The following is a 20,324-nucleotide window of genomic DNA, read 5'->3' on the forward strand; positions in this document are numbered from 1 at the left end:
ACTCAGCCTATTACCATTAGGCGCCCAGCTTACCTTAACGTCCTTGCCAAATATACTCATGGCGCGGAGTCTGTGACGATGATAACGGATCCACCATCTCATCGCCGCCCAATTCAGACTGGCTGTTTAACAAATTGGGATTATCTAACAGAGCCGAACCGTTTGCGGGCTCCATACTGCGGATCTTGGGCTCCAGGCTGATCAAACGATATAGATCTTCCTCGCTGCCGAAGAGCTCCAAAGAAAACTCGGCGCTTATCCCCTGAACCTTGGTCAGCGATACTGACTTAACCGCGCTGAGTTGATGCAGGTACTTCTCGATATCCAGCAGCTGCTGACGGTCAGTGATCTCAACAAAGGTGAGCCGGGTACTGTTGGCCTCACCGCTATCGGCGATGGCATAACGCGCCACATAGTATTGACTGATCGCCCCAAAGATCTCCGAGACTGCCACATCCATCCCCTTCACCTGAGTCGACAGCGTGATCAAAGGATTAAATAATGGCTGATCGCTGCTTGTTGGATAGAGGGCGAGCTGAATATTCACCAGTTCGTCGGGCAAAGTGTCCAGTGATACCATGGCAAAATAGTCACTACCATAACGCTGACTGGCCTTAGCCACGGTATCGGCAAACATGCCGCGCACATCGGTGACACTGATGGCCATGGCATCATCCAGATCCATCATAGGCAACAACATAGGAACGCCACGAGTCTGAGAGAGGTTGGCAATCTGGCTACGGCTCTCCAACATTGAGGCGTCATTGAGTAGCTCACGCTTACCTTCATTTTCCTGGGCCAACCACAAGAGTGTTAGTGGTCGTTGCTTGCCCCACACGGGTAACTTAGCCTCACGCAACAGACTGATGATCTTGCTATGGTCGAACGAGGCCTGCAGATACTGCTCGCCATCCTGCTCCTGATATCCGAACTGGCGAATATAGGCGGTAGGCTGAGCAATCGCCTGAGCCACCAGGGGTTCGCTAAGGGCCATGCGATCGCCGGTATTTTTCAACACCACCTCTTCCATCGCCTGGCGCAGCGCCTGATTCTTCACCTGCTGGCTACGGTCGGCGATCTTAATCGCACTTCTATCCAGCTCGGTCACCTCGACGGCCGCTACATTAAGGCTCGCGGCGCAAAGCGTACCGGCAAGCATCACAGATAAAAAACTCTTAAACATCCGTATCTATATCTATTCACGAATACAATGGCGGCAGTGTAACACATAAGCCTTGACCATGCCTGTCTGCAAATAGCGGCAAATTCGCTTTTTTGCCCGCCATTAACGAGGCAGGCCGGAGAATGTGATCAAGATAAGTGCAAATATGCTAGCAAGACGTTAACATTGTGCGGTTTAGCCATAAAAAGAGAATAACAATGAAACGTTTAGCAATCCCCCTACAGGGCGCGCAGATGCTATTTGTCGCCTTTGGCGCCTTAGTATTGATGCCGCTGTTAACCGGGCTCGATACCAACGTCGCCCTCTTTACCGCCGGCATAGGCACCTTGCTCTTTCAGCTCGTGACCAAACGCCAAGTCCCCATCTTTCTCGCCTCCTCCTTCGCCTTCATCGCTCCCATCCTCTACGGTGTTCAGACCTGGGGTATTCCCGCGACTATGGGTGGCCTGATGGCGGCTGGATGCGTGTATCTGATACTGGCGACCTTAGTTAAATTTAGAGGCGATGCCTTCATCAAGCGCCTGCTGCCGCCGGTTGTCGTCGGCCCGGTGATCATAGTAATTGGTCTTGGTCTGGCGCCAGTCGCCGTGAACATGGCCCTGGGCAAGAGTGGTGATGGCGCCCTGGTGTTGGTCGACGCCGAACATGCGCTGCTAATCTCCCTCGCCTCGCTGCTGACCACTATCACAGTGGCGATCTTTGCCAAGGGCATCGTCAAACTGATGCCGATTTTGGCGGGCATCATAGTCGGTTATGGCCTCAGCCTCTTCTTCGGTGTGGTGGATTTTTCCCCGGTTGCCCAGGCAAGCTGGCTGGCCATGCCTAACTTTGTGGCCCCTGAGTTTAACTGGCATGCCATCGCCTTCATGATACCCGTAGCCATCGCCCCGGCCGTCGAACATATCGGCGATATCCTGGCGATCTCTAACGTCACCGGCAAAGACTATATGAAGAAGCCCGGCCTGCACCGCACCCTGAGCGGTGACGGCATCGCCACCATTGCCGCATCGGCACTCGGTGGACCGCCAAACACCACCTACTCTGAGGTGACTGGCGCCGTGACCCTGACCAAGGCCTTTAATCCAGCCATCATGACCTGGACCGCCATCACCGCCATCTTGCTGGCCTTTATCGGCAAGCTCGGCGCCCTCATGCAGACCATTCCCGTACCTGTGATGGGCGGCATCATGTGTCTGCTGTTCGGTTCGATCGCCGCTGTCGGCCTTAACTCGCTGATTAAGAATCACGTCGATCTCAGCGAGCCAAGAAACCTCTGCATCGTGGGTGTCACCCTGGTCTTTGGTATCGGCGGTATGGCATTTGGTATCGGCTCTTTCAGCCTCACAGGTATAAGCCTATGTGGCATAGTGGCCATCACCATGAACCTCTTGCTGCCTGAGGTGCACGCCAATCAGGAACAGGAAGTCGCCTAAGGATTTCTAAACAGCCACAAAAAAGCCCTTCATATGAAGGGCTTTTTTACATATCAATCTGACTGAAGTCAAAATCACTATGGCTAGGCCTTAGCTGTGACTACGCCTCAGCTGTGATTAAGCCTCACCCTCTTGATCTGCATATTTTGCCGCCGTATCGGCGATCAGGGTTTGTAGCTCACCCTTCTGGTACATTTCGGTCAGGATATCGCAACCGCCGATCAGTTCGCCTTCAACCCAAAGCTGTGGGAAAGTGGGCCAGTTCGCGTATTTAGGCAGCTCGGCACGGATATCGGGATGCTGCAAAATATCAACATAGGCAAATTGAGCACCGCAGTTAATCATGATCTGCGCCACTTGCGAAGAAAATCCACAGCTAGGTAGCTTAGGAGACCCTTTCATATATACGATGATAGGATTTTCAGCGATTTGCTGTTTGATTTTTTCTACAGTTTCGTTTGTGTCCATCTTCTTTCCTAAATTTTGCAGCAAAGCTACGTCAACAAATTTAGTCTATTGTACGCTAGGTTCACAGATAACGAAAACCTACTTTTTTCAGGGTTATTCACCGAGTTAGGATACCGATTGAATTAATCGAAAAAATCAAACAAACAATGATTCACATCACAACTTTATCAGGTAGAATGTGCATCTGTGAGCAAACCTAAAAAGACAATTGAATGTCAATGGAGAAAAAACATGGCTTTTGAATTACCAGCACTGCCTTATGCGAAGAACGCACTCGAGCCCCATATTTCCCAGGAAACCATCGAGTACCACTATGGTAAGCATCACAACACCTATGTAGTGAAACTAAATGGTCTTGTTGAAGGTACTGAACTTGCCGAGAAAAGCCTAGAAGAGATCGTTAAGACTTCTACTGGCGGCATCTTCAACAACGCAGCTCAAATCTGGAACCACACTTTCTACTGGAACTGTCTAGCGCCTAACGCTGGCGGCGCAGCTACTGGCGACATCGCCGCAGCAATCGACGCAGCCTTCGGTTCTTTCGATGCATTCAAGGCACAGTTCACCGATGCAGCCGTTAACAACTTCGGTAGCGCCTGGACTTGGTTAGTGAAGAAGGCTGACGGTAGCCTGGCCATCGTAAACTCTAGCAACGCTGCAACGCCACTGACTGAAGAAGGTGTTACCCCCCTTCTGACTGTTGATGTTTGGGAGCACGCTTACTACATCGATTACCGTAACGTTCGTCCTGACTACATGGCAGCGTTCTGGAACCTGGTTAACTGGGAATTCGTTAACAGCAACTTCGCTGCTTAATCTGATTCGACCCAGTGTAAAAGGAGCCTCTCGGCTCCTTTTTTTATTGCCTAAGAAACAGTACATCTTTGCAAATACGGCCATGTTGACGGTGAGATAAAACCCGCCAACGACTCAGAACTTCCGCTATCCAATACGCATTTTAGATACCTAAGTTTGCTTTGTATCCGAGGAAGAGCGAGCCCCCTAAAAAGGTTACACACAAACCCGCACCAATCATCCGCTACAGTTGCAACTATTGCATTTGCAAATGTTTGTCATTGTTTTTATTGTCTTTTTTGATACGCAGATCTCGTTTACAGACTATTATTAGTAGTAGGTCACTGATTTTCAGTTGTCCCTTAAGACATATCGTTGGCTTTTCAGGGGGTGGAACATGGGCATTTTCGAGCATTATCAACAGCGCTATGAAAAAAAACTAGACGAAGAATATTCGTTACAAGAGTTCCTGGCTATCTGTAAAGAAGACAGGATCGCCTACGCATCGGCGGCCGAGCGTTTGCTGACCGCCATCGGCAAGCCAGAGGTCATAGACACCTCTAAAGATCCTGTGCTCAGCCGCATCTTCTCCAACAGACTTATCTCTCGCTATCCCGCCTTTAAAGATTTCTATGGTATGGAAGACGCTATCGAGCAGATCGTCGCCTACCTCAAGCACTCGGCACAGGGGCTGGAAGAATCTAAACAGATCCTTTACCTGCTCGGCCCTGTGGGCGGTGGTAAGTCATCCCTGGCCGAGAAGCTCAAGTCGCTGATGCAACACGTTCCCATCTATGTCTTGAGCGCCAAGGGGGAACGCAGCCCGGTCAACGACCATCCCTTCTGCCTGTTTAATCCAGAGGAAGATGGAGAGCTGCTTAAGCGCGAGTACAATATCCCAGAGCGCTACCTAAAGACCATCATGTCGCCCTGGGCGGTAAAACGCCTGCATGAGTTTGGCGGCGATATCTCCCAATTCAAGGTGGTTAAAGTCTTCCCCGCCATCCTAGATCAGGTGGGGATCGCCAAGACAGAGCCCGGCGATGAGAACAACCAGGATATCTCCTCTCTGGTGGGTAAGGTCGACATACGTCAGCTCGAACATTACGCCCAGCATGACGCCGATGCCTACTCCTACTCGGGCGCCCTGTGCCGAGCTAACCAGGGTTTGATGGAGTTCGTCGAGATGTTTAAGGCGCCGATTAAGGTGCTGCACCCCTTGCTGACCGCCACCCAGGAAGGCAACTACAACGGTACAGAAGGCCTGTCGGCCCTGCCCTTCAACGGCATCATCTTGGCTCACTCTAATGAATCGGAATGGACCAGCTTTAGAAACAACAAGACTAACGAAGCCTTCCTGGATAGGGTCTACATAGTCAAAGTGCCCTATTGCCTGCGGGTGTCAGAAGAGATACAGATCTACGAGAAACTACTGACCAACTCAGAGTTGGCTCAGGCACCATGTGCGCCCTATACCCTGGAGACGCTGGCGCAGTTTAGCGTACTGTCGCGTATCAAGGCGCCGGAAAACTCTTCTATCTACTCTAAGATGCGAGTCTATGATGGTGAGAGTCTCAAAGATACCGATCCTAAGGCCAAGTCTTATCAAGAATATCGCGACTATGCCGGGGTCGATGAGGGGATGCAGGGGCTATCGACCCGTTTCGCCTTTAAGATCCTCTCAAAGGTGTTTAACTTCGACCATAGCGAGATTGCCGCCAATCCTGTGCACCTCTTCTATGTGCTAGAACGCCAGATCGAACAGGAACAGTTCCCTGCCGAAACGGCTGAGCGTTACATGGAGTTTTTAAAAGGTTACCTCACCCCTAAATATATCGAGTTTATCGGTAAAGAGATCCAGACCGCCTATCTGGAATCCTATTCGGAATATGGCCAGAACATCTTCGACCGTTATGTCACCTATGCCGACTTCTGGATCCAGGATCAGGAGTATCGGGATCCAGAGACAGGCCAGCTGTTCGATCGCGCCGCCCTCAATGCCGAGCTTGAGAAGATAGAGAAGCCAGCGGGGATCAGTAACCCGAAAGACTTCCGCAACGAGATAGTTAACTTCGTGCTGCGTGCCAGGGCCAACAACGAGGGCTCAAATCCACTATGGACCAGCTATGAGAAGCTACGCACTGTGATCGAGAAGAAGATGTTCTCCAACACGGAAGATCTTCTGCCGGTCATCTCCTTCAACACCAAGACCTCTACAGACGATCAGCGTAAGCACGACGACTTTGTTAATCGCATGATGGAGAAAGGCTACACCAAGAAACAGGTCAGACTCCTGTCTGAGTGGTATTTACGGGTTCGTAAATCATCTTGATCACCCGTACACGGGGAGCTTGCTCCCCGCTAGTCTTGGGAGGTGCGCATGGCTAATTTTATCGATAGAAGATTGAATACTAAGGGAAAGAGTACAGTCAATCGTCAACGTTTTATCAACCGCTATAAGCAACAAATCAAGAAGGCCGTCAGTGACGCCGTGACCAGACGCAGCGTGACCGACATAGATAAAGGCGAGAAGATCAGTATCCCGACTAGGGATATCAGCGAGCCAACCTTTCATCAGGGACAGGGCGGCATGCGCGAGCGCGTTCACCCAGGCAACGATCAATTCTCCCGCGGCGACAAGGTTGAACGTCCCCCCCAAGGTGGCGGCCAAGGCAGCGGTCAGGGAGATGCGTCCAATTCCGGTGAAGGCCAAGATGACTTCGTGTTTCAGATCTCTAAAGATGAATACCTCGAGTTGCTATTTGAAGATCTGGAACTGCCAAACCTGCAGCGCAATCGCCTCAACAAGCTAGTAGAGTACCAAACCTATCGCGCCGGTTTTACCAATGATGGCGTGCCGGCCAACATCAACATCATTCGCTCGCTACGCTCATCACTGGCCCGTCGAATCGCCATGTCCTCCTCTAAGAAGGCGCTACTGAATGAGCTCAAGGCGGAGCTAGAGGCCCTTGAGCAGACTCCCGGCTCGGAAGCTGAAAAGATCATCGCCCTGAAAGAGCAGATAGCAGAGCTAGAGGCGAAGATCGCTAAGGTACCCTTCATCGACACCTTCGATCTCAGGTACAACAACTTCGCCAAACGCGAGGTGCCCTCGAGCCAGGCGGTGATGTTTTGTCTCATGGATGTGTCTGGCTCCATGGATCAGGCCACCAAAGACATGGCCAAACGCTTCTATATCTTGCTCTACCTGTTTCTTACCCGTACCTATAAGAATCTGGAGGTGGTTTATATCCGACACCACACTCAGGCGAAAGAGGTGGACGAGCACGAGTTTTTCTACTCCCAGGAAACCGGTGGCACCATAGTCTCCAGCGCCCTCAAGCTAATGCATGAGATCCAGCGAGAGCGTTACCCCGAGAGTGAATGGAACATCTATGCCGCCCAAGCATCAGATGGTGATAACTGGGCCGATGACTCCCCCACCTGTCGGCAGTTGCTGGAACACAAGCTACTGCCCGTGGTGCGTTACTTTAGCTATATCGAGATCACCAACCGCGCCCATCAAACTCTGTGGCGCGAATATGAAGGACTACAAAAGACTCACGACAATATTGCAGTTCAGCACATTAAGCAGGCCGAGGACATTTACCCTGTATTTAGAGAACTGTTTAAGAAACAAGCTGTTTAGGGGGCCTTATGAGTTCAAAAAAGAAGCTCACTGTATTAAATGATGGACCAGACTGGACCTTCGAGCTATTGGAAACTTACCTCACTGAGATCGAACGCGTGGCGGATCATTACCGCCTTGACACCTATAAAAACCAGATAGAGGTGATCACCGCCGAACAGATGATGGATGCCTATGCGGGCATAGGCATGCCCATAGGCTATACCCATTGGTCTTTTGGTAAGAAGTTTATCGAAACCGAGCAAGGTTATAAGCGCGGCCAGATGGGCCTGGCCTACGAGATAGTGATCAACTCAGATCCCTGCATCGCCTACCTGATGGAGGAGAACACCATTACCATGCAGGCGCTGGTGATGGCCCACGCCTGTTTCGGCCACAACAGCTTCTTCAAGAGCAACTATCTGTTTAAGACCTGGACGGACGCCAGCTCGATCATCGACTATCTGGTGTTTGCCAAAAACTATGTCAGAGAGTGCGAAGAACGCTACGGCGAGGAGCAGGTAGAGCTGGTATTGGACTCCTGCCATGCCCTGATGAACTATGGTGTGGATCGTTATAAGCGCCCCAGCGAGATCTCTCTCAAAGAGGAAAAGGTCCGTCAGAAGGAACGTGAGGCTTACCTGCAGAGCCAGGTTAACGATCTCTGGCGCACCATACCCCTTACCCCTGACACCCAGAAACAGCAGGCTGCGCCCAATTTTCCCGCCGAGCCCCAGGAGAATATTCTCTACTTCATCGAAAAGAATGCGCCCCTGCTCGAGCCCTGGCAACGGGAGATAGTGCGGATCGTACGCAAGATGGGGCAGTATTTCTATCCTCAGAGACAGACCCAGGTGATGAACGAAGGCTGGGCCACCTTCTGGCACTACACTATCCTCAATCACCTCTACGATGAGGGACTGGTCTCCGACCGTTTCATGATTGAGTTTTTAAAAAACCATACCAATGTGATCGCCCAGCCGAGCTATAACAGCCCCTACTATTCAGGGATCAACCCCTATGCCTTGGGCTTTAATATGTTTGTCGACATCCGACGTATCTGCGAGTCCCCCACAGAAGAGGACAAACGCTGGTTTCCCGATATCGCCGGTAGCAACTGGCTAGATACCCTGCACTTTGCCATGGAAAACTTTAAGGACGAGAGCTTTATCAGCCAATATATGTCGCCTAACATCATTCGTCAGTTCAAGTTTTTCAGCATCTTAGACGATGACAAGAAGAACTACCTCAGCATTTCGGCGATTCATGATGACCTGGGTTATCAGGAGATCCGTCAGACCCTGTCACAGCAGTACAATCTGTCAAATCTTGAACCCAACATTCAGGTGCAGAGCGTGGCCATCTCTGGCGATCGCTCCTTGACCCTACGCTACATCCCCATCAATCGCATTCCTCTGGACAAAAGCTGCCAGGAGGTGGTCAAACACCTGCACAGGCTTTGGGGCTTTAATGTTACCTTGGAGGAACTCAACGAACAGGGCGAGCCAATAGTGATTGCCAGCTGCCCGGAGAAGCTTTCGGAATCCGAACCTGCGGCTTAGAGGCATAAAAAAAGCGCCACCAGGGCGCTTTTTCTATTTCAGACTCGCTATTAAGCGAATTTGAAATCCACGTGCTCGATCATAGGCTTGAACGCGTGACGTTGCATAGCTTGAACACGAACTTTAACTTCTTTACCGTCTAGAACGATAGTGATGTCGTTGTTGTAGAAATCATCGTTAGTTTGGATGTTGATGATTGAACGGTGTTCGAATTCGATAGAAACGGCTTCTTTGCCCGCACCATAGATAACTGCAGGAACTTTACCAGCATGACGTAGGCGGCGGCTCGAACCTTTCCCAACTTCAGTGCGGGTTTGTGCGGTAATTGTGTAAGACATAATTTACTCACTTAAATCAATAGTAATATAGGTGGTCATCGTTTTCGACCAACGATGACCTCATTTAAAGCGGGCGAATATTAGCACAGTGATCCGGCTTTAACAAACCTTAAGTGAGTTAACACCGGCATTTAGCTTACCAGGTACGGACCGGGCCAGTATCGACGTGCACAAATCCCGAGCTTGGGTAATAGCCTACCCCACCGAGTTTAAGGGAGATCGCCGCATCACGCAGATCTTTAAGATTGACGTCTGGCAACGCGATGTCCATCGCCATCCCCTTCATGTGATAACTCTTCTTCGCGACACCTGAGCTGCGACTGGCCAGCATCTGGTTGGTCTTAGGCGAACGATAACCTGAGATCACATGAAAGTCTTCATCAACCTGTAAGGTCTGCTTCAGCGAGAACAGTAGATCGAATAGACGCTTATCCATGGGCGCCGTTTCGTTTTGACGATGATCTCGCAATAGGTGATTAAAATCATTCAAGGTATTTGTTTGATAATCACCATCAACCCAATAGCTTCCCTGCCCTCGTTCTCCGGTGTGTCGATTGTAAAACCCTAAGGCTCTTACTCCTTGTGTCGAGCGGCTCGCTCGAGCTTTAGACGGCACCATAGAAAACATTGCTACACCACCTAGGCCTAATAACAACTGCCTACGCGCAGGACAAACTATCGTCACATCAACACCACCGTTTACTTTTTAACCAAAACAGCGGACAAATTAACCTTAAATAGCGGGGAGATCAAGTGTTAGTTGATGCCTAAGCCTGATAAACACTGGGCTAGCGGCTATTTGGCTGCCTGAAGGCTCAGGCTAATATTTTGATTCTTTTTGTATATGTCGTCCCTGAACTGGGCAACATTGTCGCCGTCCAGCCACGAGGTCCAATACACCAGATGTATTGGCAGGCCAGCATCGAAGGCAAACCATTGGGTCTTATCTCGCTCAATTTGCATGCGCACCCAGGTCTGCTTATCTCGCACTAGGTTTGAGGCCATCCAGTTGGCTAACTGTTCGACTTTCTCTACCCGAATGCATCCCGATGACAGCGCCCTGTCACTACGTTGGAACAAGGCCTTGTCTGAGGTGTCATGGAGATAGACGCTATACTCATTCGGAAAGAAGAACTTATACCGCCCAAGCGTATTGCCAACTCCAGGCTTTTGCACCAGACGGTAGGGAAATTTGCCCTTCGCGATGTCGCGCCACTCATCATCACTCTTAATGACACGCTCTCCCTGGTAGTTAAACACCTCAAAATTTCGGCTGCTGATATAGCTGCCATCCTCCCTCACCTTGGGCAGCAAATCATGGGTTAACAAGCGACGGGGCACCCGCCAACTGGGATTGAGTACCAAATTTTTTATTTCACCACTGATAATGGGCGTCGGACGGTAGGGCTTACCGACGATCACCTTAGATTTAAGTGCCACGCGATTATCATCCACCAGCCACATCTCGTAGGCGGGGATGTTGATCAGCAGATAGCGCTCCCCTATGCCGGCAAGATATTTAGCCCGGCCAATAAAATTAAACGCCAGCAGCTGCGCGCGCGCTCTTGGGGTGCGATTAAGCCAACCCAAGGTGGCGGGGCCAATGATGGCATCGGGCTTGAGGCCGTGGCGGGTCTGAAACTTAATCAGCGCCTCTTTTAACGTCTCATCAAAGTACTGCTCACTGGTATCGCCCTGGGGGTAGTCGCCAAGGGCCTGCAGGCGCGCTCTTATCTCAGGGATCGCCCTATGGCTATCGCCAAGCCTTAACCAGCCTTCCACGGCCAGCGGCGACCATGATTCATGACCGGCCAACCACAACAGATAACGCACCCGATTACTCAACATCAGATAGTCAGGCACTTGGGGCTCGCTGGCGATCACCGCGGCAAAGGGATCCTTAAGCTCAGAGGAAAAGTTTCCGGTCGGTATACCCTGACGCTGCCAGAATTTGGCTGCCGCCTCTGCAATGGGATAGAGCTTTTCGGGGGGCAACGGCAGCGCTGCCGCTAGCTGCTGACGATAATGGTCAAACTCGCTGGAAGCATCGGCAAGATGAATCACCTCAATCTGATTAAGCAACGCCTGATTTGCCGCGGCGAGTCGCTCGTCGGCTACAGCCAGGCTTGACCAGCACAGCAGAAGCAATATGAAAATGCGTCTCAAAGCCATAAACACCTCCTTGGATAATTATGGCTCATAGATCTCAGGCCAACCTAGGCGACTAAAGACGGAATTTTTATAAGCTAATGCCCGGTCCATACAAACCGGGCATGTTGATACAGCGGATTAGAGCGGCAATTAATGCTGGGCGGAGTGGGCTATCAACTCAGGGTAGAGCGTGTGATTAGGGTTTTCCCCGTAGCTGGGTAATACCTTAGTTGCCAGTTTTCGTTCCCTTTTTCACGGTTGTCACGAATATAGTTAAAGTAACAATAGGTGTTACTGAGGCTTAGGTCCCCACCTGAGTACCAATAGATAATATCGGTCGAACCACCAAATGACGCGTCATCATGAGATGCTAACTGGTGGTCGCTGTTATCTAACAAACCTTCCCAAAGCTGACGACAGAAATCACCTTGCAACTGGGTACCGTTGTTGCCGCCGGTTTGCGTCGTCTTACCCAATGGATAACCTGTGGTGGTCGAGTCTATTGTGCCGTCGCCAAAGCAGGCTAGATCGACCACATGGCCGCTGGCCCCGGAAGCGGCCCAACAACTGTGATAGAGTGACACTCCTGAAGTAAAGGAAGAAAATGCTCCCTTCGCCGCACTGTCATGGGCATCCTGGCTCAATGACACAAATCTGGGCAATGCAACCACCGCCAGAATAGCCAACACCACAATCACCACGACTAACTCAATCAGGGTAAACCCGCTCATTTTACGCATATCGATTCACGACCTTAATAATGGATCCATTAAACAATTCGTTCGTTGTATTACTGAGAAAGATGCGAACAGGTCCCATGTGTGCTCTACGTCGGCTTACAGACCTGGATGCAGGCGTGGTTCACGGCAAATGGCCCAATTCCTTTGCAAGAAGCACAACACAGCAGATAGGCCTGTAAGCCACGCCCTTCGGGGCTTATTCGCAACTTCCCAAACTTACCCAACCCCCATCAAGCACATGATAAAAGTTAGATAGGCATATGATTTATAAAGGGTAAATAGAGTTTGCACACAAACAAAAAGGCCCCAACTTGCGTTGAGGCCTTTTTGTCATCAAATGATGGTACCCGAGGCCGGACTTGAACCGGCACGCTGTTACCAGCGAGGGATTTTAAATCCCTTGTGTCTACCAATTCCACCACTCGGGCAAAGTGTGTTTTACCGCATACTTGCACTAAAACATAAAGTGGAGGCGCGACCCGGAGTCGAACCGAGATCGACGGATTTGCAATCCGCAGCATAGCCATTCTGCCATCGCGCCTTAGGCTAAGATTGGAGCGACATATCGGGTTCGAACCGATGACCTATACCTTGGCAAGGTATCGCTCTACCAACTGAGCTAATGTCGCCTATTTCATCTTATTTCGCGTCAGCGTCTTACCAATGTTTCCCCTGACTGCGGAATGGCATTCTACCGATTTACCCTCAAGTGTCAACGCCCTATTTCACCTTAATGCACTGTTTGCACACTAAGTGATCGCATTGCATTTTAATTGTTCGATTCGTCGGTAAGATCTGCCCAGGCGGCCATAATGTAGCTCACCATAGACCAAAACGTTAGGATAGCCGCCACATAAAACAGCGCCATAGCCGTATAAGTCAGAAAATCATTGGGCTTCCAGATCAGGCCTATGATGGCCACCATCTGCGCCGCCGTCTTATATTTACCTATCCAGGACACAGCCACCGCACCGCGCTTCCCTATCTCGGCCATCCATTCACGCAGTGCTGAGATCACTATCTCGCGGCCAATCATAAACAGTGCTGGCAAGGTCAACCAGATATTCTGATATTCGGCGACCAAAAGAACCAGCGCCGTGGTGACCATGATCTTGTCGGCCACCGGGTCCAAAAATGCACCGAATCGAGTCGATTGCTGTAATTTTCGCGCCGCATAGCCATCTAATGCGTCAGTCACCGCCGCCAGCCAGAAAACGAAGGCTGCCGCAAAGGGTGACCAGCTATAGGGCACGTAAAAAAGCACTACAAAAACAGGTAGTAATATTAATCTAAAAAATGTGAGAGCTATCGGTACATTAAACGGCATGTGAAAACCAATTATCTAAAAGCAGCGCCAATCTTGCCTTAATTTTCTCACCCTCGCAACGCATCATGTATTGTTTGTGCCATTTCTAGGCTAATGCCCGGCACTTTAGACAACTGCGCTACGCTGGCTCCCTTAACTTGCTGTAATCCCCCGAGGTATTGCAGCAGCGCCTTCCGACGCTTTGGTCCGACGCCCGGGATAGACTCGAGTGTCGAGGTATTACGCGTCTTCTGACGTTTGTTACGATGGCCTGTGATGGCAAAACGGTGCGACTCATCGCGAATGTGTTGAATCAGGTGCAGCGCACCTGAATCTGCCGGCAAACTAAAGGCCACCTCGTTTTCCCCATAGATGAGGGTTTCGAGTCCGGGCTTACGCCCCTCCCCCTTGGCCACGCCGATGAGTGTCGGCGCCACATCCAGATGGGCAAACTTTTCATTCACCACCTTCTGGGCAATTCTCAGCTGCCCCATACCCCCATCGATAAACAGGATATCGGGTATCTTACCGTCTGCCTCTATCTTGTCGAAGCGGCGGCCGATCGCCTGTTTCATCGCCGCATAATCATCTCCCGGGGTGATGCCATTAATATTATAACGACGATATTCCCCCTTGGCCGGACCTTCGCGATTAAAGACCACACAGGAGGCAACCGTGCTCTCGCCCATGGTATGGCTGATATCGAAACATTCCATTCGATTGATCGCCTGGCTCTGCTCCAGCGCTTCTTCCAGCAATAGGAAGCGCTCTTCGACGGTATTTTGATGAGATAGCCGCGTCTCAACCGCATTTTTGGCGTTGGCATCGGCGATACGCAAGAAACTGGCGCGCTCGCTACGCACCTTGGTCTTGATCAGCAGACGCTTGTTAGAAGCCTGAGCTATCGCGTCTTCGAGCTCATGAATATCTTCAAACTCGTGACTGACCACTATCTCCCGTGGCAGGGTGCGCTGGCTGTCGAGATTCAGATAAAACTGCAACATGAAGGCGCGCAGTACCTCGCTGACCTCAGTCTCGTCGGGCACACTCGGATAATAGCTGCGACTACCAAAGATCTTACCGCTGCGAATAAACAGCAGATGAAAACAAGCGATCCCCGACGCATAGTAGGCGCCAATCACATCCATATCACCGGAATCGCTGGAGACCTCCTGCTGCTCGGCGACGCGGCGCAGCGCACTTATTTGGTCACGATAACGGGCGGCTTCTTCATAATCGAGCGCCATCGCCGCCTGTTCCATCTTAGCTACTAAGGTGGCGATCACCTGCTGATCCTTACCCCGCAGAAACAGGCTCGCCAACTTCACCTGCTCGCCGTAATCCTCATCGCTTATCTTACCCACACAGGGGGCGCTACAGCGGGCGATTTGATATTGCAGGCAGGGACGAGATCGCGCCTTATAGTAAAGATCGTCGCATTGACGGATAGGAAACAGCTTCTGCATCAGATGCAGGCTCTCTCTCACCGCGCCGCCGTTAGGATAGGGCCCAAAATACTGGCCCTTCTCCCGCTGAGGCCCACGGTGATAGGCCAGTCTTGGATGTCGATGGCCACTCAAGAAGATATAGGGGTAAGACTTATCGTCTCTGAGCAGCACATTGTATCTGGGCATGTACTGCTTGATGTAATCGTTTTCCAGGATCAGTGCATCTGTCTCGCTGGGGGTCAGGGTCACATCGATGTTGGCGATGTGAGAGACCAGCGCCTGGGTCTTTACATTAGGGAGATTACGTCTGAAATAGGAGCTTAGGCGTTTCTTGAGATCTTTAGCCTTACCCACATAGATGACGACACCGTCGGCGTCATACATGCGGTAGACGCCGGCGGAGGAAGAAACGGTTTTTAAAAATTGGGTCGCATTGAAGCTGTCTGTCACATCGAGCCCATCATCGCGCAGGTTAACAAATTAGAATTGGCCAGTATCCAACATCTTATAACGGATCGCCAGCCTGGTCAGCTCGACATCGCCACTGATCCCAAGCTTGGCAAATAAACGATATCGATAGCTGTTGACCGTCTTGGGACTCAGGTTGAGCTGCTCGGAGATGTCACTGACCCGTTCGCCATTGGTGATCATCATCATGATCTGCAATTCACGTTCAGACAGCGACTTAAACGGGTTATCTTCCGACTGATTAAACTGACTTAGCGCCATCTGCTGAGCGATCTCAGGTGACAGATAGCGCTGACCATGGGCCACCTGACGAATCGCCTGTATCACCTCGGGTGGCGTTGCCCCCTTGGTTAGATAGCCTGAGGCACCGGCCTGCATCACCTTAGTCGGGAAAGGATCTTCGGTATGTATGGTCAGGACGATGATCTTGGCATGGGACTGATAGCGTAAGATCTTGCGTGTCGCCTCGAGTCCGCCTATGCCAGGCATATTCATGTCCATCAGGATCACATCGGCCTCGTTATTGCGGCACCACTGCACGGCAGATTCGCCATCCCCTGCTTCACCGACAACCTTGATACCGCGCTCATCCTCCAGGATGCGGCGGATGCCTGTTCTCACTAACTCATGGTCATCAACTAAAAATACGGAAATCAACGTGAATCTACCCTTCAGCGAATACTCGGCCCACATGTACGGCATGTCGGCAACACTTGGTAATTTATCCCAAATGAGATAAAGAAGAAAGCGGAAATTAAGTTCAACTAAGCATATGAATTATAAGTGAACTATTTTTATCCGCAGCAAAGCTTAAGCCACAATTATAGCACTCGTTCCACAGCCCTCGACGCCCAATCATACTAAAGCATTAATGCGCTAGCCCATAGAAACGAGAAAGGATGCCGTAGCATCCTTTTTTAACAACTCAATTTATCGACTCAGCAGGCCGCTAGCCTAACGACTCAGGGACACAGACCCAGCCCTGCATCAAGACGCGGGCGCTACGGCTCATGCTGACCTTTTCGACCTGCCACTTGCCTGCCTGTTCACTGGCTTTGGCTCCCACCTTGAGGGTGCCAGAGGGATGGCCAAAACGCACGCTCTCACGAGCCTGACCGCCAGCCGCCTGATTCACTAAGGTGCCGGGAATCGAAGCCGCCGTGCCAATAGCCACCGCTGCGGTGCCCATCATGGCATGATGCAGCTTACCCATAGACAGGGCGCGCACGTGCAGATCGATCTCATCTGCCGCAATCGCCTTGCCGCTGGAGGAGGTATAGGCCTTAGCCGGCGCAACAAAGGCTATCTTGGGCGTGTGCTGACGACCCGCCGCCTCGTCGAGCGACTTTATCAGCCCCATCTTGAGGGCGCCGTGTGCACGTATGGTTTCGAAACGCTCAAGCGCTGCCGCATCACCATTGATCGCCTCCTGAAGTTCGGTGCCCTGGTAACCGATCTGCTCCGCCTTGAGAAAGATAGTTGGGATACCGGCATTGATGAATGTCGCATCGAAAACCGGCTCACCCGGCACCTCAAGCTTATCGACCAGGTTACCGGTGGGGAACATATCCCCCTCACCGTCTGCTGGGTCGACAAATTCCACCAGCACCTCGGCGGCCGGGAAGGTCACGCCATCGAGCTCAAAATCGCCCAGCTCCTGCACCTCGCCGTCCACCATAGGCACATGGGCGATGATAGTCTTGCTGATGTTGGCCTGCCAGATCCGCACCACCGCGATACCATTTTCAGGAAGCTTAGCCTTATCCACCAGCCCCTGACTGATGGCAAAGGCGCCAACCGCCGCCGTCAGGTTGCCGCAGTTACCGCTCCAGTCGACGAAGGGTTTGTCTATGGCCACCTGACCGAAGAGGTAATCGACATCATGGTCATCGCGCCGGCTCTTAGCCAGAATCACCGTCTTACTGGTGCTGGATGTGGCGCCGCCCATGCCGTCTGTCTGCTTGCCATAGGGATCTGGACTACCTATCACCCGCAGCAGCAGGGCATCACGGGCCGGGCCCGGCTCCTGAGCATTTTTCGGCAGATCCGTTAAAGCAAAAAAGACCCCCTTGCTGGTGCCGCCGCGCATATAGGTTGCCGGAATTTTCATCTGTTTCATTGGCTTATCCTTAAAAAAACGGGCAGAACACATCTGCCCTACCCGCTATGACTGCCTTAGGCATTCGCTTCGAGAAAATCCTGCGCGAAGCGCTGCAACACGCCGCCCGCCTGATAGACCAGCACCTCGTCGGCCGTATCTAAGCGACAGGTCACAGGCACCTCGACGCGCTCACCGTTTTGACGGGTGATCACTACAGTCAGATCCGCTCTCGGCGTTGGCTCACCGATCACATCGAAGGTCTCGCTGCCATCGATGCCATAGGTGGCGCGGTTCTCACCGGCCTTGAACTCCAGCGGTAGCACGCCCATCCCCACCAGGTTAGTACGGTGGATACGCTCGAACCCTTCGGCGACGATCGCCTCAACACCGGCCAATCGCACCCCTTTGGCTGCCCAGTCGCGGGAAGAACCCTGACCATAGTCGGCGCCTGCGATAATGATCAGCGGCTGCTTACGATCCATATAGGTCTCAATCGCCTCCCACATGCGCATCACCTCACCTTCTGGCTCGAGACGAGTCAGTGAGCCTTGCTTCACTTCGCCGTCCACCAGCGCCATCTCGTTAATCAGCTTAGGGTTAGCAAAGGTCGCGCGCTGAGCGGTGAGGTGATCGCCCCTGTGAGTCGCGTAGGAATTAAAGTCGACTTCCGGCAGTCCCATCTTGGCCAGATACTCACCTGCAGCACTGCTGGCCAAGATGGCGTTTGAGGGCGAGAGGTGATCTGTGGTGATGTTATCGCCCAGCACCGCCAGCGGACGCATCCCCTTGAGGGTTCGCTCACCGGCCAATGCGCCTTCCCAATATGGCGGACGACGAATATAGGTACTCTGTGGACGCCAGTCGTACAGCGGATTGACATTTTCGCCATAGTCCACCGCCAAGTCGAACATTGGGGTATAGATATCCCTAAATTGCTGCGGCTTCACGCTCGCCTTGACGATAGCGTCGATCTCCTCATCGCTCGGCCAGATATCTTTGAGACGAATCGGCTCGCCCTTGGCATCATGACCTAAGATATCTTTCTCGATATCGAATCTGATGGTGCCTGCGATGGCATAAGCTACCACCAATGGCGGCGAGGCCAGGAACGCCTGCTTAGCATAAGGGTGGATGCGGCCGTCGAAGTTACGGTTACCCGACAGCACGGCGGTGGCATAGAGGTCTCTGTCGATCACCTCTTGCTGGATAACAGGATCCAGCGCGCCGCTCATGCCGTTACAGGTGGTACAGGCAAAACCGACGATACCGAAACCCAGTTGCTCCAGCTCAGGCAGTAGCCCGGCATCCTTAAGGTAAAGCTCGGCCACCTTAGAGCCTGGGGCAAAGGAGGTTTTCACCCAGGGCTTGCGCACTAGGCCCATCTCGTTGGCCTTCTTGGCGAGCAAGCCCGCGGCAATCACGTTTCTTGGGTTACTGGTGTTGGTACAGCTGGTGATGGCGGCGATGATCACCGCGCCATCAGGCATCAGCTTCTCATCCTGCTCGACCACGCCCGCAATGCCTTGGCTGGCCAGCTCACTGGTGGCCACCCGGCGATGCGGATTCGAAGGACCGGCTATGTTACGCACTACACTGGAGAGATCGAAGGTCAGTACCCTTTCATACTCGGCGTCTTTGAGGCTATCGGCCCATAGGCCTGTGGTCTTGGCGTAGTTTTCCACCAGCTTAACCTGCTCGCTGTCACGGCCTGTGATGGTGAGATAGTCGATGGTCTGCTGGTCGATATAGAACATGCCCGCCGAGGCGCCAAATTCAGGCGTCATGTTGGAGATGGTGGCGCGATCTCCAAGGGTAAGATCTGCAGCGCCTTCGCCGAAGAATTCGAGATAGGCAGAAACCACCTTCTCCTTACGTAAAAATTCGGTCAGGGCCAACACGATATCCGTCGCCGTGATGCCGCTCTGACGCTTGCCGGTCAGCTCGACACCGACGATATCCGGCAGACGCATGTAAGATGGGCGGCCCAACATGACGTTCTCGGCTTCCAGGCCGCCCACGCCGATGGCGATAACGCCCAGGGCGTCTACGTGTGGAGTGTGGCTGTCGGTACCCACCAAGGTGTCGGGGAAGGCTACGCCGTCACGCGCCTGGATCACGGGAGACATCTTCTCCAGGTTGATCTGGTGCATGATGCCGTTACCGGGCTGGATCACATCGACATTTTTAAAGGCCGTCTTGGTCCAGTTGATGAAGTGAAATCTGTCTTCGTTGCGTCTGTCTTCGATGGCGCGGTTCTTCTCGAAGGCATCTTTTTCGAAACCTGCATGCTCTACCGCCAGAGAGTGATCGACAATCAGCTGAGTCGGTACTACAGGGTTGACCTTGGCGGGATCGCCGCCCTTGTCGGCGATGGCATCACGCAGACCCGCGAGATCCACCAGTGCGGTCTGGCCGAGAATGTCGTGGCACACCACGCGCGCCGGATACCAGGGGAAGTCGAGATCGCGCTTACGCTCGATGAGTTGGCTTAGGGCATCATTTAGCAGTTCGGGTTCGCAGCGCCTTACTAGGTTTTCAGCCAGCACCTTAGCGGTATAGGGCAATTTGTCATAGGCACCGGCGCTCAGGGCTTCGACGGCGCTGCGGGTATCGAAATAGTCGAGCGCGCTGCCGGGAAGCGGTTTACGGTGTAGAGAGTTCATAGGATCATCCAAGCTATGTATGAGTTAACGCGACCACATT

At 52.2% G+C, this 20,324-nt stretch carries 16 protein-coding genes and 3 tRNA genes; 5 read left to right on the forward strand and 14 right to left on the reverse strand.

Translation table 11 applies throughout. The features are described 5' to 3' along the window. Window positions 1-34: 34 nt before the first annotated feature. Window positions 35-1,183 (reverse strand): DUF2066 domain-containing protein, encoded by a 1,149-nt coding sequence (locus DB48_RS16940; RefSeq protein WP_052813842.1) that lies wholly within the window; start codon window positions 1,181-1,183, stop codon window positions 35-37. 197 nt (window positions 1,184-1,380) lie between these two features. Between DB48_RS16940 and DB48_RS16945 the strand changes: the two genes are divergently transcribed. Further along, window positions 1,381-2,616, forward strand: coding sequence for a uracil-xanthine permease family protein (locus DB48_RS16945; protein ID WP_041511366.1), 1,236 nt, complete (start codon window positions 1,381-1,383; stop codon window positions 2,614-2,616). A 117-nt stretch (window positions 2,617-2,733) separates the two neighbouring features. On the opposite strand, the gene DB48_RS16950 is transcribed toward DB48_RS16945, so the two are convergent. Then, window positions 2,734-3,084 (reverse strand): Grx4 family monothiol glutaredoxin, encoded by a 351-nt coding sequence (locus tag DB48_RS16950; RefSeq protein ID WP_011865633.1) that lies wholly within the window; start codon window positions 3,082-3,084, stop codon window positions 2,734-2,736. A 231-nt stretch (window positions 3,085-3,315) separates the two neighbouring features. On the opposite strand from DB48_RS16950, the gene sodB reads away from it, so the two are divergent. The 4 genes from sodB to DB48_RS16970 all read left to right on the forward strand — a co-directional run bounded on the left by sodB (window position 3,316) and on the right by DB48_RS16970 (window position 9,069). Then, on the forward strand, window positions 3,316-3,900 hold the full coding sequence (gene sodB / locus DB48_RS16955; RefSeq protein ID WP_041511367.1) for a superoxide dismutase [Fe]: 585 nt from the start codon (window positions 3,316-3,318) through the stop codon (window positions 3,898-3,900). Window positions 3,901-4,276: 376 nt separating this feature from the next. Then, window positions 4,277-6,211, forward strand: a complete 1,935-nt coding sequence (locus DB48_RS16960) for a PrkA family serine protein kinase (RefSeq protein ID WP_041511368.1) — start codon at window positions 4,277-4,279, stop codon at window positions 6,209-6,211. A gap of 48 nt (window positions 6,212-6,259) precedes the next feature. After that, window positions 6,260-7,528 carry a YeaH/YhbH family protein gene (locus tag DB48_RS16965; protein ID WP_041511369.1) on the forward strand — a complete coding sequence of 423 codons (1,269 nt, stop codon included), beginning with the start codon at window positions 6,260-6,262 and terminating at the stop codon, window positions 7,526-7,528. A gap of 8 nt (window positions 7,529-7,536) precedes the next feature. Next, a complete protein-coding gene (locus DB48_RS16970) occupies window positions 7,537-9,069 on the forward strand; it encodes a SpoVR family protein (protein ID WP_041511370.1) in 1,533 nt (510 codons plus the stop codon). 50 nt (window positions 9,070-9,119) lie between these two features. Here DB48_RS16970 and rplY read toward each other — a convergent pair whose 3' ends face one another. The 12 genes from rplY to acnD form a co-directional block, all read right to left on the reverse strand. Beyond that, entirely contained in the window at window positions 9,120-9,407 is a 288-nt protein-coding gene (rplY, locus tag DB48_RS16975; RefSeq protein ID WP_041511371.1) for a 50S ribosomal protein L25, read from the reverse strand. Between the two features lie 136 nt (window positions 9,408-9,543). After that, window positions 9,544-10,092 carry a DUF882 domain-containing protein gene (locus tag DB48_RS16980; RefSeq protein WP_041511372.1) on the reverse strand — a complete coding sequence of 183 codons (549 nt, stop codon included), beginning with the start codon at window positions 10,090-10,092 and terminating at the stop codon, window positions 9,544-9,546. Window positions 10,093-10,202: 110 nt separating this feature from the next. Continuing rightward, window positions 10,203-11,579: a L,D-transpeptidase family protein gene (locus tag DB48_RS16985; protein ID WP_041511373.1), complete on the reverse strand. Its 1,377-nt coding sequence runs from the start codon at window positions 11,577-11,579 to the stop codon at window positions 10,203-10,205. Between the two features lie 152 nt (window positions 11,580-11,731). After that, window positions 11,732-12,298, reverse strand: a complete 567-nt coding sequence (locus DB48_RS16990; protein WP_041511374.1) for a prepilin-type N-terminal cleavage/methylation domain-containing protein — start codon at window positions 12,296-12,298, stop codon at window positions 11,732-11,734. Window positions 12,299-12,639: 341 nt separating this feature from the next. After that, a tRNA-Leu gene (locus tag DB48_RS16995) sits at window positions 12,640-12,726 on the reverse strand. Window positions 12,727-12,765: 39 nt separating this feature from the next. Then, a tRNA-Cys gene (locus DB48_RS17000) sits at window positions 12,766-12,839 on the reverse strand. A 12-nt stretch (window positions 12,840-12,851) separates the two neighbouring features. Further along, a tRNA-Gly gene (locus DB48_RS17005) sits at window positions 12,852-12,927 on the reverse strand. A gap of 140 nt (window positions 12,928-13,067) precedes the next feature. Further along, on the reverse strand, window positions 13,068-13,625 hold the full coding sequence (gene pgsA, locus DB48_RS17010) for a CDP-diacylglycerol--glycerol-3-phosphate 3-phosphatidyltransferase (RefSeq protein ID WP_041511375.1): 558 nt from the start codon (window positions 13,623-13,625) through the stop codon (window positions 13,068-13,070). A gap of 47 nt (window positions 13,626-13,672) precedes the next feature. Next, entirely contained in the window at window positions 13,673-15,502 is a 1,830-nt protein-coding gene (gene uvrC / locus DB48_RS17015; RefSeq protein WP_041511376.1) for an excinuclease ABC subunit UvrC, read from the reverse strand. Window positions 15,503-15,532: 30 nt separating this feature from the next. Then, on the reverse strand, window positions 15,533-16,177 hold the full coding sequence (uvrY, locus tag DB48_RS17020) for a UvrY/SirA/GacA family response regulator transcription factor (RefSeq protein ID WP_041407121.1): 645 nt from the start codon (window positions 16,175-16,177) through the stop codon (window positions 15,533-15,535). Between the two features lie 292 nt (window positions 16,178-16,469). Then, a complete protein-coding gene (prpF, locus tag DB48_RS17025) occupies window positions 16,470-17,639 on the reverse strand; it encodes a 2-methylaconitate cis-trans isomerase PrpF (RefSeq protein ID WP_041511377.1) in 1,170 nt (389 codons plus the stop codon). A 56-nt stretch (window positions 17,640-17,695) separates the two neighbouring features. Continuing rightward, the gene (acnD, locus tag DB48_RS17030) at window positions 17,696-20,284 is read right to left on the reverse strand and encodes a Fe/S-dependent 2-methylisocitrate dehydratase AcnD (RefSeq protein WP_041511378.1); all 2,589 of its coding nucleotides are present in this window, start codon (window positions 20,282-20,284) and stop codon (window positions 17,696-17,698) included. Window positions 20,285-20,324 lie beyond the last annotated feature (40 nt).

It is taken from the genome of Shewanella sp. cp20 (genome assembly GCF_000832025.1).
Classification (GTDB): domain Bacteria; phylum Pseudomonadota; class Gammaproteobacteria; order Enterobacterales; family Shewanellaceae; genus Shewanella.